The following is a 13,793-nucleotide window of genomic DNA, read 5'->3' on the forward strand; positions in this document are numbered from 1 at the left end:
TGCTGAACTGAACCGGCTCGCCCTCGTCGACCGGATTCGGGCTGGCGTTGATCGACGCAACCGAGGCTGGCTGGACGACGATCACTGAGGTGTTACCTGAGTCGGAACCTCCTTCATTGCTCACCTGAAATTGAATGTTGTACTCGCCCGCCGAGTTGTACGTATGGTTAGCGAGAAGGCCAGAAGCGGTCGCGCCATCGCCAAAATTCCAGGTATACGTGAGGGGAGAGTCGGCTTCCTTGTTGATCGATGCCTCAAACGCTCCGGACTCTCCTGTTTCAAGGGTGTCGGGGCCGCTCACCGACTGGACGACGGGGGCCGTAGCCCCACAGCCGGTCAGGAAAAGGCCCCCAATAATGAGCGCCAGGGGAAGCCAAAGAGAAGATCGAAACGTCATGTTCGTGGGTGATTTTGGTTTCGTCATCATGGTGGTGGAAGGTGCGTTGCGTCAGAGGGAGCAAAGGCTGGAGAGTAAAAACGAACGTTCCTGAGGGCAAAACCCCAAGTGGAGAGGGACCGGCCTTCCGGAGCGGTCTCCTAAGAAACACGATACGACTCGGACACACAATTCCCTCGGAAAAAGTGAGCCCCTGCTCAGTGCGAGCTCTACGAGAGTGTACGGAGCACGTCCCACGTGGAGACAACATCCTTGCCGTCAGGAAAACTCAACTTTCCTGCATTCTGCAGATCCAGAGCGTTGGACGAGCAGAATGACCTGGTGGCTGCGGGCCTATACTAAGGATGTGGACGGGGAACGACAAACGCGGGCTGCTCAAGCGGAGGAGGGTGGGACAGGTTGGCGTCCGAGCCTTCCGCCCGGGTCGCTCGAAAGGGCAACAGGAAGAGGGGGGATGCAGAGCCTGACGATTTCCCTCCTCGGATCAAGCCGCAATCGTCCAGTCGAGGTACACCATTGGGGGGCGGTTGGATCGAGGGCCGGAAACTCGTTAGCCCCTGGGGCTCACTCCAGGGAGTCTACGTGCTTCTCAAGCTTACTTTTTTTGTTTGCGGCCCTGTTCTTGTGGATGACCCCCTTGGCAGCGAGGCGGTCCAGGTCTCCCTTCACGTCGTTCAACAGCTCTCTGGCTTTCTCTGCGTCCTCTAGGGAGCGAAGCTTCTTGATCTTGGTGCGGACACGGCTTTTGCGCGACTTATTGTGCTTGCGTCGCTTCTCATTCTGCCGCATCCGCTTCTCGGCGGATTTGTGCTGGGGCATGGTCGGTGGCGTTGTTTCAGGTGAGTCTATGTGTCGGTCAAAGGCAAAGTCCGTCGCCCTTCTTCCACGAGAAATTTCGTAGGGTGCACATAACTTGAGTGCGGAAGGGAGTTCCCCGTGCCGTGGGAAGATTAAATGGACGAGAACAGGCGCGTTGCCCGGAAGGGTGGGAAACTTCCGGAAACTGGGAATTCTGCGGCTCGTTCTTTCCATCTGCGTTACCGAAAAGCTCTCTTCCTCAACCACAACTCGCTGTTCGTTCTGCGCCCAATGAGGAGAAACAGGTCTGGGTAGTCAAGTTTGGATAGTGATGCAAGGCAGGTCCCCCCGTATCCACCCGCAGAAATAGAAGTCCCATGTGGAAATTCCTGGTTGATTTGGTCCGGCATTCGGGCGTCACGCACACCCTCATCATGATGGACGCTGAGGAGATGGGGGAGACGCGGCGATACCAGATTCAGCCGGAGCGCCTTCTGCTAGCGTGGGGGGGAAGCCTGCTCGTCGGCAGCCTCATCGCTGGGGCGCTCCTTTCGTTTACGCCCCTCCGAAGCGTCTTTCCAGGCCACAGCACCGAGCAGATACGGGAAAGTGCCCAGCTGAACGCCGTACGGCTCCGCGCACTCCAGGACTCAATCGCCGTCCAGCGCCAGTACATCGAGCGTCTACAGCAACTCATTACCGGAAAGGTCGACCCGGCAGCTCAGTCTGATGTGGCGTCGCCGGCCGAGTCGCCCTCGTCCACCCCGCGGCCCCGCCGGGGGCAAAATCCCGGAGAAGCGACCGCATCCTCGAAGCCGGACGGGCACGGGCAACCGGCCATTCCTCCGTCGCGCACCCCGGTCGCGGGGAAAAGTCCCTCGTCGGGGCTTTCGTTTCCCGTCAGACCCCCCGTCATGAACGGGTTTCCGACCCGGGAATTCAACGCGAAGACGGGGCACTACGGAGTCGACCTTGCGGTCTCAGAGGGCGAGTTTGTTCGGGCCATTGGCGAGGGATATGTCGTCCTCGCCGACTGGACTCGGGACGGGGGATACACCATCGCGGTGCAGCACGGGGGAGGATACCTTTCTATCTACAAGCATAACAAGCGTCTCCTCAAGCAGCTCGGCGACCGGATCCAGGCTCGAGAACCCCTTGCCGTGAGCGGAAACACGGGAGAGATCACCACCGGTCCTCACCTGCACTTTGAACTGTGGCGAAACGGCCTCGCGCAGGATCCTCAGTCGTACGTCACGGACTGGTAGCCCAACGAAACGACCCGGGTTCGAACGCTTTGAACTGGGTAGATCGAAAACCAATTGCGAGGATTTTTTCCGTTCCCGCGTTCTATCCGCACTCGCTCTCTCTATGGGCTTCTTCGATAGCACACAATCAGACGACCCGTCATCACCCATGGCAAATCAACCCAACGCTGTCCAGGATCAGGTCAATCTCATCGGCGAAGGAACGGTCTTCGAGGGAACCGTGCGCGCTGAGAGCGACATCCGGGCAAGCGGGCGGATCATCGGCACGCTCGACGTAGAAGGAAAAGTCATGATCGCGGAAGGAGGCTCCGTCGAAGGGGAAATCCTCGCCACGGACGCCGACATTGCGGGGGAGGTACAAGGAGAGATTCACATCGACGAGCGACTCGTGCTCAAGAGCACAGCCCAGGTTGACGGCGTCATCGAGACGGATCGTCTCGTCGTCGAAGAAGGAGCACAGTTTACAGGAGAGTGCGAGATGGGTACGCCAATCTCAACGAACGGCACTCCGTCCGACGAGGAGAATGCCCGAACCCGTGAATCCGCCTCGGGGCGGAACGACGAAGAGGACTCGGCCGACCAGCCCGTCGGGGTCTCGTCCGTGGACGACTCGGCCTGAGCCCGCGTCCTGTCCGGAGAATGGAGCGCCGGGCCCTGGACGGATGCGGCCGAACGCGCTCTGTCCGCTGCCCTCGGTATAGCCGTTGAGGACGAACTCGTGAGTTATGCCACGGATGACCGATCGAACGCAGACGATCCCGACCGCGCCCCGGATCGGTCCAGCGAACAGCCCCAATCCTCTGGCGGCAAATCGGCCTGGATGAGAGCCCTCCGGGACGTTGCCCCGTACCTTGACCTAGGGTGGCGCCTCGCCGGAACGGCAGCATTTCCTCCCCTTCTCGGCTACGCACTCGACGTGTGGCTCCACACCACACCATGGATCCTGCTCGCAGGCTGCGTGTTCGGTCTATCGGGCGCAATTCTTCAGCTCAGACACCTACAGGCGGAGCTCCGTCCCTAGCGCACCGCGGATTGCTGCACTCTAGGGGACCACCACGTACCTGCGAAATACTTTCATGTGCGATTCACCGCTTCTCATAAGTCCCCGATTGCCCGAATGCGTAGCTTCAAACGCGACGCTGCACAGTTGTTACGGCGCTTTCTCTGAGCCACGGGTCGGACTGGACGGGGACCCAGCGGCAAAGAGCTGAATGAACGATGGGGGATCTATGGTGGCTCAGCATTGGCATGGGCGTCGTCGTTATTGGGCTTCATACAGCGGCCCGTGCGCTGACGCATCACTTTGCCTTCTGGATTTCCAGTCGGCGTACGTTTTTGCTTCTGGAGCTGGGAGGACTTGGGGGGCGAATGGGACTTGTGCTTGGCGCCGTGGCGCTGGTACTCCTTTACGTCCCTGTCCAGGAGTTCGCCTTTGTGAGCACGGTGATTGTGCTGCTCCTCGCGAGCATGGTCGCTGAAGTCCGCTTCATCGTTCGAAAAATGGACCGCGGCGCGCTGGGATCGTAGCCACACTGCTCAGTCGCGTCGGCCCGACGACGTTATTCTGTCAACATCGCAGTACGAATTCATGATGGCCCGTGTCCGATCACTTGGACTTGCCGTTCTTCTCCTCTTTGGGGGGTTGTCACTGGCGACCCCCGTGGAGGCCGCAGAAGAAAAGGATGGCGTCAGCCTTGAGGACATTGTCAACAACTCGATCCTGGGCCACGCTGAGGATGGGAATTACTTGAACTTCAAGCCGTTCGGCGTCGTCGAACTCCCGCGCATCATGCTCGTCCGCGCGGGGCAGGGGGAGTTGGCACTGGAGGTGTTCGGGAGTACGAAGAGTCTTCTCAAGAACGGACCGTATGGCCTCAAAGCGCACGGGGAGGAGCATGGACTCGTCACGGATCCGAACAAGTTGAAGGAGGCCATCGCCGCCAAGGAGCACCTGCACCGCTCGGTGGCCCGGACGAAGGGCCACGTCGTCGCGGACCTGTCGATCACCCGCCACCTCATCTTCGCCTTGCTGGCTATGGTGATCGTGTTCGGCGTCTTTATCGCCTTGGCCCAGCGCTACAAGAACGGGGTGGGCCGCACAGAGGCCCCCAAGGGCATCTTCCAGAACATGATGGAGGTCATGGTCGTCTTTGTGCGCGACGAGATTGCCAAACCCAACATTCCGGGAGAAAAGTGGCGCACGTTTCTGCCGTACCTGCTGACGGCCTTCTTCTTTATTCTCGTCGCCAACATCCTTGGCCTCGTGCCTTTCGCTGGCGCGGCCACCTCCAACATTGCCATAACCGGGGTGATGGCGGTGATGACCTTCGGGACCGTTCTCCTCTACAGCTCGAAGGACTACTACAAGGAGCTGCTCACCGGGCCGCCGGATGCGCCGGTCTTCGTTCGGATCATCATGGTGCCGATCGAGATCATTGGTCTCGTCATGCGGCACGTCGCACTGGCCGTTCGTCTCTTTGCCAACATGATGGGCGGGGCACTAATCATCTTCAGCCTCATCGGGCTGATCTTCATCATCAACGTTCTCTTTGGGGAGGTGGCGGCCGTCGGGACCGTCGTCATTAGCGTGGGATTCACCGTTTTCATCTTGCTGCTCAAACTGCTCGTTGCCTTCATTCAGGCGTACGTGTTTACGATCCTCTCGGCCCTTTTCATTGGCATGGCCGTCGAGGAACACCATTCTGGGGGAGGCGGCGAGGGGGAGTCGCCCGACTCGAGCCGATTGGGAGAACGCCTTGACTCCGTGGAAAAAGAAGCATTGGGAACCACTTCGACTTAACTACTGCGGGGCGCCCGTTCGACCGCTGGACGAGGCGCCGACACCTTGGTTGTATCATCACCCATCACTGCACTCCTACCTCACGACGAAACGAATACTATGGAAGCCGCTGCTCTCGCTTACCTCGCTGCTGGAATTGGTGCCGGCCTTGCCTCCATTGGCGCCGGCATCGGAATCGGCCGGTTGGCTAGCTCCTCGATGGACGGGGCGGCCCGTCAACCGGAGGTTACCGACGACATCCGAGGCCTCATGATTATCTCGGCCGCCCTCATCGAGGGTGTGGCGCTGTTCGCACTCATCATTTGCCTGCTCCTCACCATTCCGATTCTCGGATAGGAAGCATATCCGACCCCGATCCTGGCGATCCAGGGTCGGGGGCCATCGGAGACTGCCCCTTCGCCTCCTCGTGCCTCTTGTGCTGATGCCTGCTTCCAATTTCATGACTGCTCTGCTCGCTCAGAGTCTGATCACGCCTTCTGCCGGGCTCATCTTCTGGAAGACCATTGCCTTCCTCATCTTCCTGTACATCCTGTACCGGTACGGGTGGGGCCCCATTACCGAGTCCCTCGAAGAACGCGAGGAGGAGATCGAAAGCTCCATTCAGCGGGCCGAAGAGGCGCTCGCGGAGGCCAAGGAGATCCAAGCCGAGAACGAGAAGGCCCGGCGCGAGGCCGAACAGAAAGCCCAGCGGATCCTTCGCGACGCCCGAGAGACGGCCGAGGAGCTGCGTGAAGAGGAAGAAGCAAAAACGCGGCAGAAGATTCAGCAGATGAAGGAGCAGGCCCAGGCCGAGATTGAGCGGGAGAAGCAGGCTGCCCTCCAAGAACTTCGCGACGAGGTGGCCGAGCTTGCCATCCAGGCTGCCAGCAAGATCGTGAAGGACGACCTGGACCAAGACCGCCACCGCGAACTCGTGCGCGACGCCATTGACAACTTTTCGGCCAACTAGACGGTTGTGCACAAGGCCTCACGATGTCCCAACGTTCTAATTCCGTACCTGTATGAGTGAACGCACGGTTGCCCGGCGCTACGCCACCGCGCTGTACGAAGAAGCCGACCAGACGGGTGCGCTAGAGGCGGTCGACGATGACGTTCTCATGCTCCGGCGCAGTCTCGAGTCGAACCGGGAGCTGTCTCGGTTCTTCGAAAGCCCAGTGATTCCGCAGGGGAAAAAAGAGGATGTCGTCCAAGCGCTCCTCGACGACCGAGTTGAGCCCCTCCTCGTCCAGTTTCTGCGGCTCCTGGTCCAGAAGGACCGGGAGACGATGACGAAGGCCATCCTCGACCAGTACCAGGCCCTGCGCGACGAACACCGGGGCATTGTGGACGCGACCGTGCAGGTCGCCCGTCCTCTGACCGATGAAGACCGCCAGGCCCTGATCGACGCGTTGGAGGACCGGACCGGACAATCGGTGCGGTTGCGCGTAGAAGAAGAGCCGGACCTGATCGGGGGACTCGTGGTACGGATCGGCGACCGGGTCTTCGACGGAAGCGTGCGCAACCAGCTTACGTCGTTGCGCGACCGCCTGCGCGACGCGGCCCTCTCCGCGGAGGCAAACGGTCAGGCGGGGTAGGCGACGTTGGCCGTAACCGTCTCGCCACCCCGCTCTCGATGACTTCATCACTTGACGCTTGAACACCTCATGTCCAACGACACCATACGACCCGACGAGGTTACCGATGTCCTTCGCCGCGAGCTCGGCGGTTTTGAAAGCGAAGCTGAGGAATATGAGGCTGGCACGGTGCTCCAGGCCGGCGACGGCATCGCGACGCTCTACGGCCTGGGAAATGTGCAGGCCAACGAGCTCGTCGAGTTCCCCGAGCACGATGTAGAAGGCATGGTGCTCAATCTTGAGGAGGACAATGTGGGCGTCGTCCTCTTCGGGGATGTGAACGCTGTGAGTGAGGGCGATGAGGCTCGACGAACTGGCCGCATCGCCTCAGTTGGGGTTACGGAAGAAATGCTCGGCCGCGTGATCGACCCATTGGGCAATCCGATGGACGGAGAAGGACCCATTGGGGGAGACAAGACGCTGCTACCGGTGGAGCGTAAGGCCCCGGGGGTCATCTACCGCCAACCGGTCGAGGACCCGTTGCAGACGGGCATCAAGGCCATCGACTCGATGATTCCGATTGGGCGAGGACAGCGTGAGCTCGTCATCGGGGACCGCCAGACCGGCAAGACGGCCGTCCTCACCGACACCATCATCAACCAGCGGGAGACCCACCAGGCGGACGAAGATCGTGGAGATCCGGTCTACTGCGTCTACGTGGCGGTGGGGCAGAAAGACTCGACGGTGGCACAGGTGAAGCGCGACCTGGAGCGAAACGGGGCTATGGAGCACACGGTCATCATCAACGCGTCCGCCTCGATGCCGACGCCCCTGCAGTACATTGCTCCGTTTGCCGGTGCCAGCATCGGAGAGTACTTCCGAGACACCGGCCGCGACGCACTCGTCTGCTACGACGACCTCTCGAAACACGCCGTTGCCTACCGCGAGATGTCGCTCCTGCTGCGCCGTCCGCCCGGGCGCGAGGCCTATCCGGGAGACGTGTTTTATCTCCACAGCCGTCTGCTGGAGCGGGCCGCCAAAATTATCGACGACGACGAGGTGGCTACTCAGATGAACGGCCTCCCCGAGCCCCTGCAGGGCCAGGTCGAGGGTGGGGGATCTCTCACGGCCCTGCCGGTGATCGAGACGCAGGCGGGAGACGTGTCGGCGTACATTCCGACGAACGTTATCTCAATCACGGACGGCCAGATCTACCTGGAGACCGATCTCTTCAACGAAGGCATTCGTCCGGCCATTGACGTCGGAGGCTCCGTCTCGCGAGTGGGGGGCTCGGCCCAGGTGGATGCTATGAAGGAGGTCGCGAGCACGCTCCGCATTGACCTGTCGCAGTACCGCGAGCTGGAGGCGTTTGCCAAGTTTGGGTCCGACCTCGATCCCTCGACCCGGCGTCAGCTCAACCGCGGTGAGCGTCTCGTTGAAATCCTGAACCAGGACCAGTTCTCACCGGTCCCGGTCGAGGAGCAGGTGGCCATCATCTACGCCGCCATTAACGGCTATCTCGACGATGTCCCGGTCGATGACATTGAGGATTTCGAAGAAGACTACATCGAGCGACTCCACCTCCGCCACGAGGAGGTGCTCGCGGAGGTTCAGGAGACTGAATCGCTTACTGACGCCGCCGAGGAGGCCTTCGAGTCTGTCGCCGAGGACCTCGCCGAGATGTACGCCGAGGAGGAAGAGGAAGAAGAGGAGGACGTGCTCGCAAGCGATGGCGAGGCGGCGGTGGCGTAGCGTGCCGCCCCGCTTCCCTGCGCCCGAGATGGGCGCGTCTTCCACTGTCTGGCACACCGCTTTTTCGTCCCCGCACGACTCTCCCGCCTGACCCATGGCGAACCTCCGCGACATTCGAAACCGAATCGACTCGGTCGAGAACACCAAGCAGGTGACCCGTGCCATGAAGATGGTGGCGGCGGCGAAGCTGCGCCGGGCACAAGAGAAAATCTTTCAAGCCCGCCCCTACGCCTACAAGGTTCGGGAGCTCATCAATCACCTGAAGGAGGAGCTTGATCCCACCGCGCACCCCTTCTTTCAGGCTCCTGAGGATGCCGACGGTGCACTGGTGATCCTCGTGACGGCCGACCGCGGACTGTGCGGCTCCTTCAACAGCGACGCCATCGGCACCGCCGAGGATTTGATCGAAACGGAGTATGCTCGAGAACCGGTGCAGAAAGAGCTTTTTCTGCTGTGTGTGGGGGAGAAGGGACACAAGCACTTCCAGAAGCGAAACTACCGCCTAATTGGGGACTACAGAGGCGTCTTCGATGGCCTCAACTTCGACGTGGCCCAGCAGGTAGTGCAGGACGCCGTCGAGGGCTTCGAGCGTGGCATCTGGGGAGAAGTAAAACTCGTCTACAACGAGTTCGAGAATACGATCGTCCAGAATCAGATCGTTGAACCCTTGCTTCCCATTCCGGAAGAGCGCTTTGAAACGCCCGTGATGCAGGAAGAGGCCGACCTTTTCCACCTCCCCGAGAACGGACAGGCCGCCGACTACATCTTCGAGCCCGACGCCGAGGGGCTCCTTGACGAGCTCGTGCCCCGCTACCTCTACTACCAGGTGTGGCGCGCGCTCCTCGAGTCAAACGCCGCCGAGCAGGGGGCCCGGATGGTAGCGATGGACAATGCGACCAGCAATGCTGAGGAACTGATTGACGACCTAACCCTGGAATACAATCAGGCTCGTCAGGATGCAATTACAAGGGAAATCCTGGACATCACGAGGGGAGCGGAGGCCCTTGACGAGTCCGAGTAGACGATCCAGTCGATGCCAATTTGGTACGCAACAACTGTGTGCCCCCGACGTACGAGCTAAAGGACATACGGAGAGGTGGCCGAGCGGTCGAAGGCGCTCCCCTGCTAAGGGAGTAAACGGGTTGATCCCCGTTTCGGGGGTTCGAATCCCCCCCTCTCCGCCGCGAACGCCGGCCCGGACGATCGTCGGGGCTGGCGTTTTCTATTTGTAGCAGGGAGGGCCCTGCACGCAACGGCTTTGTACGACAGTGCTACCTTGATGGCTGGGTCCGCATCCGACCGTCCGACGGTTGCCATTGCCGGAGCCACCGGCTTTGTAGGCACGGCAGTGTGGGAGGCTCTCACGGACACCCACAACCTGATTGGGCTTACGCGGTCGCCGGTGCGGGCTCGCGCAAACGCCACGTCGGCCCCCGGCGAGACGTGGCAGCACTGCGATCTCTTCGATCTCCACGCCGTGCGGGATGGACTGGAGAAGGCTGACTACGCCATCTATCTCGTCCACTCCATGCTGCCGTCCGCCCGCCTCACGCAGGGCCAGGTCGGCGACCTCGATCTTCTGCAGGCCGATAATTTCGCGCGCGCAGCGGAAGCGCAAGGCGTCAAGCAAATTCTTTACCTCGGGGCCCTCGTGCCTGAGGACAAGTCAGAGTTGCCCTTCCCACTCCGTCAACGACTCGAGGTGGAGCACGCCCTCGGCTCCACTTCTGTCCCCCTCACCACTCTCCGGGCCGGGCTCATCGTGGGGCGGGGCGGCACATGGCTGCGCCTGCTTCTCAACCTCGTACGTCGGCTGCCCGCAATGGTGCTCCCGTCATGGTCGCGGGCCACCACTCAGCCCATTGCTCGACGGGATGTCGTGCGTGGCCTGCAACGGTGTCTGGGCAATGTCTCGACCTACGGCAAGACGTATGATATTGGCGGGCCAGACGTGATGAGCTACCGCGAAATGCTCATGCGCACCGCCCGCGTCCTGGATCTGAAGCGATACGCCGTGACGGTTCCCATCGAGTCGCCTCGCCTCTCGAAGCTTTGGGTGTACCTCTTCGGCGGCGTTCCGTGGGCCCTTGTAAATCCGATCATCGATCGCCTGCGGTACCAGGCCCGAGTTCAATCAAACGAGATGCAGGAGTGGCTGCGCCAGGATGCGACGGTATTCGACCAGGCGGTAGCGGACTCTGTCGACGAGCACGGACGCCCTTATCCCAACCCCCGCGACGACTTGCGAGCCCGAGACGACGCTGCCATCCGATCCCAGAGCGTTGCCCGCTCCGTACAGCGCATGCCGTGCCCCCCCGGATTCGATGCCCGCGACGTGGCCAACGAGTATCTTCGTTGGCTTCCCAGTTTTGGGTGGCCCGCCCTTCGCGTTCAGGTTCAGGAGGAACGTATCGCACGCTTCAACTTGCGCCCCGGCCCCTGGACCCTGCTGAAACTTCGCTTCGCCGCTGACCGAAGCCCGGAAGGGCGTCAGCTGTTTCACGTGACGGGGGGGCTCCTGGCCAGCGACGGAGATCACTCCGGACGACTCGAGTTTCGGCAGGCCCTGGGGGGAGACATCGTGCTGGCTGCGGTGCACGATTTTGCACCACGACTCCCGTGGTACATCTACAACAGCACGCAGGCGCTCGCCCACCTGTTCGTCATGCGTCAGTTCCGGGAACATCTCAGGCAGCTAGCCGAGCAGCACACCATGGCGTCCCCGACGACCACGGCGCCCGGGGGCGCGTCCTCCTGACGCCCCGGGCTCCAGAGGACCAGGTTCTGCACTCCATCATCCGTGTTCACACGGCCGCACGACATGGCGACTGTCACCAACGGCCTGTTCACCGACGATCAGCAGGAGGCGTACGATCAGGTCTACGACCGGCTTGCCCGGGGCGAGCGATACACGGGCCTCCGCGGATACGCAGGCACCGGGAAGACCTATCTCGTGAGCCGCCTCGTGGAGCAGCTCGTGGAGGAGGATTGTACGGTCACCGTCTGCGCCCCAACCCACAAGGCCGTGCAGGTGCTCAGCGACGAGCTGGGGGAGGCTCCCGTGGAGATGCAGACGCTCCACTCGTTCCTCGGTCTGCGCCTCCAGCCTACAGACGACGGCGAGTACAAACTCGTCGCCGACGAGCAGCGTGACTACAGCGCAGGGGTCGTCATCGTGGACGAAGCCTCGATGATCGGGCGGGAAGAGTGGGAGCACATCGAGGAGTCTCCCTTCTGGCTGCAATGGCTGTTCGTGGGAGACCCTGCCCAGCTTCCTCCCGTGAACGAGGACCCGTCTCCCGCGCTGGACGTGCCGGGCCCGACCCTCGAAACGGTCCACCGCCAGGCCGCCGACAACCCGATTCTAGAGCTCGCTACGAAAATCCGCACGGGGGTCGATGGCCGCTTCGGAAGCCGGTTTGAGGACGGGAAGGGGGTGGCCATCACCCGGAACCGCGAGGATTTTCTCGATAGCATCCTTCGCGCCTTCAACACCGACGCCTTCGCCGAGGACGCCACCCACGCCCGCGTCCTGGCCTACCGCAACAAGCGGGTGCGCCGTTTCAACCGCGAGATCCGCACGGCCCGGTACGGTGCCGACGCGGACCGCTTCGTGGAAGGGGAGTGGCTCGTGGGCACCGAAACCTGGTACCACGAGGGCGTCCCCCGGCTTACGAACAGCGAGGAGGTGCGTGTCAAAAAGGCCATCGTCGACACTTTTGAGGCCGACGACCAGAGCGAGTGGACGGTGTGGACCCTAAAGGTGCGCACGCCGGGCCGCGGCTTTACGCGTACCATCCACGTGCTGCACGAAGATGAGCAGGATCGCTACCAGGAGGCCCTAGAGCGGCGCCGCGAGGCGGCCGAAGAGGATGGGTCGAAGTGGGACCGGTTCTTCGAGCTACGCGAGCGGTTTGCCCGGGTCGACTACGCGTACGCCTCCACAGTCCACAAGGCACAGGGCACTACGTTCGATACCGTGTTCGTGGACCACCGTGACCTACAGGCGTGCCGGGGGAGCGAGCGGCAGGCCCTCCTCTACGTGGCCGTCACGCGCCCGGCCCGGCGCCTCGCCCTGCTGGTATAGACGTAGAACATCGCGGTGTCCCGGGAAATGGCCAGTTAAGCCGCGCCTTCCCCCGTGAGCACGGTCGGAATGGTGCGCACCAGCAGGTACAGGTCGAGCCACAGCGACCAGTTCTGGACGTAATGCACGTCGAGAGCGGTCCGCTCCCCAAAGGTCAGTTGGTTGCGTCCCGACACCTGCCAGAGGCCCGTCACGCCCGGAGGCGTCTGCAGAATGACCGTCTCTAGGCCGTCCATTTCGGAAAGCTCGGAGGGCAGGTACGCCCGGGGCCCCACCAAACTCATCTCGCCCCGGATAACGTTGAGAAGCTGTGGGAGCTCGTCCAGGCTGTACCGGCGCAGGAACTGCCCGACGTCCGTTACGCGCGGGTCGTCGTCGAGCTTGTGGTACTGTTCGTATCGCTTGCGCCGATGGGGGTCCGCGTGGAGCACTCGCGACAGCCTCTCCTCGGCGTCGCAGTGGTGCGAAACTTGAGAAGCGTAAAAATCTGCCCCTCCGCGCCTAACCGTTCCTGACAATAGAACATCGGACCGGCCGAATCCAGCCGGATGAGGAGGCCAAGCACCGCGAAGACAGGAACCAAGCAAAGCAGGGCGAGGGTGGCGCCAATCAGATCGGCCGCTCGCTTCACCGCCTGCGTACCTGGGTTTGACAGGGGGTAGCGGACGCCGTGGCCCCGAAGTCCCCCCCCGCGCTGTCCAGTCTTCCAGAGCGCGGGCGAGCCGGACGCCTCGGCCGCGACGAAGACGTGGTCGAAGAACTTCGAATAGTGTGCGAGGAGCTTCGCCCGCTCAGAATGGGAGAGGTCCGGAACCGATATGATGGCGTGGGAAATGTCAAAAGTCTGGGCCAGGTACGGGGCCCAGTCCTGATCGCCCAGCGCAAAATTGAGTTCCTCTGGTCCAGTCTCGTCGCTGAGGAAGGCAACAGGACGAAGCCCAATTTCGGGCCACTTCTCTAGCGTATTGAGAATCGCCCTGCCGTCCTCTCCAGAACTGATCACCACAGCCGGCACCCCCCACCAAGAGAGACGGGCAAAGAGAACGCGGGCGAAGACCCGGCACACGGGCAGAAAGACAGTTCCCAGCAAGGTCCCTGTGCCGACGAGAAGCGTAGTGGTCAGGGTGCCGTCGGCAAGATA

The 13,793-nt window shown here is 61.8% G+C and carries 16 protein-coding genes and 1 tRNA gene; 13 read left to right on the forward strand and 4 right to left on the reverse strand.

Translation table 11 applies throughout. The annotated features are described in order from the left end of the window. A partial coding sequence (locus ABEL04_RS05990) for a PKD domain-containing protein (RefSeq protein WP_375801479.1) occupies window positions 1–397 on the reverse strand: 397 nt, incomplete at its 3' end. A 564-nt stretch (window positions 398–961) separates the two neighbouring features. Continuing rightward, complete coding sequence (gene rpsT / locus ABEL04_RS05995) at window positions 962–1,216, reverse strand: 30S ribosomal protein S20 (RefSeq protein ID WP_375801480.1); 255 nt, start codon at window positions 1,214–1,216, stop codon at window positions 962–964. A gap of 356 nt (window positions 1,217–1,572) precedes the next feature. Between rpsT and ABEL04_RS06000 the strand changes: the two genes are divergently transcribed. The 13 genes from ABEL04_RS06000 to ABEL04_RS06060 all read left to right on the forward strand — a co-directional run bounded on the left by ABEL04_RS06000 (window position 1,573) and on the right by ABEL04_RS06060 (window position 12,652). After that, on the forward strand, window positions 1,573–2,460 hold the full coding sequence (locus ABEL04_RS06000) for a M23 family metallopeptidase (RefSeq protein WP_375801481.1): 888 nt from the start codon (window positions 1,573–1,575) through the stop codon (window positions 2,458–2,460). 148 nt (window positions 2,461–2,608) lie between these two features. Beyond that, window positions 2,609–3,079 carry a polymer-forming cytoskeletal protein gene (locus ABEL04_RS06005; protein ID WP_375801482.1) on the forward strand — a complete coding sequence of 157 codons (471 nt, stop codon included), beginning with the start codon at window positions 2,609–2,611 and terminating at the stop codon, window positions 3,077–3,079. Between the two features lie 99 nt (window positions 3,080–3,178). Further along, entirely contained in the window at window positions 3,179–3,481 is a 303-nt protein-coding gene (locus ABEL04_RS06010) for an AtpZ/AtpI family protein (protein ID WP_375801483.1), read from the forward strand. A gap of 197 nt (window positions 3,482–3,678) precedes the next feature. Then, the gene (locus ABEL04_RS06015) at window positions 3,679–3,987 is read left to right on the forward strand and encodes a hypothetical protein (RefSeq protein ID WP_375801484.1); all 309 of its coding nucleotides are present in this window, start codon (window positions 3,679–3,681) and stop codon (window positions 3,985–3,987) included. 61 nt (window positions 3,988–4,048) lie between these two features. Next, the gene (gene atpB, locus ABEL04_RS06020; protein WP_375801485.1) at window positions 4,049–5,260 is read left to right on the forward strand and encodes a F0F1 ATP synthase subunit A; all 1,212 of its coding nucleotides are present in this window, start codon (window positions 4,049–4,051) and stop codon (window positions 5,258–5,260) included. A 99-nt stretch (window positions 5,261–5,359) separates the two neighbouring features. Further along, window positions 5,360–5,596, forward strand: a complete 237-nt coding sequence (gene atpE / locus ABEL04_RS06025; protein WP_375801486.1) for an ATP synthase F0 subunit C — start codon at window positions 5,360–5,362, stop codon at window positions 5,594–5,596. A 103-nt stretch (window positions 5,597–5,699) separates the two neighbouring features. Next, complete coding sequence (gene atpF / locus ABEL04_RS06030) at window positions 5,700–6,209, forward strand: F0F1 ATP synthase subunit B (RefSeq protein WP_375801487.1); 510 nt, start codon at window positions 5,700–5,702, stop codon at window positions 6,207–6,209. A gap of 52 nt (window positions 6,210–6,261) precedes the next feature. Further along, entirely contained in the window at window positions 6,262–6,834 is a 573-nt protein-coding gene (gene atpH, locus ABEL04_RS06035; RefSeq protein WP_375801488.1) for an ATP synthase F1 subunit delta, read from the forward strand. 69 nt (window positions 6,835–6,903) lie between these two features. Then, window positions 6,904–8,565 (forward strand): F0F1 ATP synthase subunit alpha, encoded by a 1,662-nt coding sequence (gene atpA, locus ABEL04_RS06040; protein WP_375801489.1) that lies wholly within the window; start codon window positions 6,904–6,906, stop codon window positions 8,563–8,565. 94 nt (window positions 8,566–8,659) lie between these two features. Next, window positions 8,660–9,586 carry an ATP synthase F1 subunit gamma gene (gene atpG, locus ABEL04_RS06045; protein WP_375801490.1) on the forward strand — a complete coding sequence of 309 codons (927 nt, stop codon included), beginning with the start codon at window positions 8,660–8,662 and terminating at the stop codon, window positions 9,584–9,586. A 69-nt stretch (window positions 9,587–9,655) separates the two neighbouring features. After that, window positions 9,656–9,746 (forward strand) — tRNA-Ser (locus ABEL04_RS06050). Window positions 9,747–9,844: 98 nt separating this feature from the next. Continuing rightward, a complete protein-coding gene (locus ABEL04_RS06055) occupies window positions 9,845–11,323 on the forward strand; it encodes an NAD(P)H-binding protein (RefSeq protein WP_375801491.1) in 1,479 nt (492 codons plus the stop codon). Window positions 11,324–11,386: 63 nt separating this feature from the next. After that, entirely contained in the window at window positions 11,387–12,652 is a 1,266-nt protein-coding gene (locus ABEL04_RS06060; RefSeq protein ID WP_375801492.1) for an ATP-dependent RecD-like DNA helicase, read from the forward strand. Between the two features lie 35 nt (window positions 12,653–12,687). Here the strand turns inward: ABEL04_RS06060 and ABEL04_RS06065 are convergent, their stop codons facing one another. Together ABEL04_RS06065 and ABEL04_RS06070 are read right to left on the reverse strand one after the other, a co-directional pair. After that, window positions 12,688–13,083, reverse strand: a complete 396-nt coding sequence (locus tag ABEL04_RS06065) for a sugar transferase (RefSeq protein WP_375801493.1) — start codon at window positions 13,081–13,083, stop codon at window positions 12,688–12,690. Further along, window positions 13,011–13,793, reverse strand: a 783-nt coding sequence (locus ABEL04_RS06070) for a sugar transferase (RefSeq protein ID WP_375801494.1), incomplete at its 5' end; no start/stop codon positions are given. The genes ABEL04_RS06065 and ABEL04_RS06070, both read right to left, overlap by 73 nt.

It is taken from the genome of Salinibacter sp., assembly GCF_042218895.1.
Classification (GTDB): domain Bacteria; phylum Bacteroidota; class Rhodothermia; order Rhodothermales; family Salinibacteraceae; genus Salinibacter.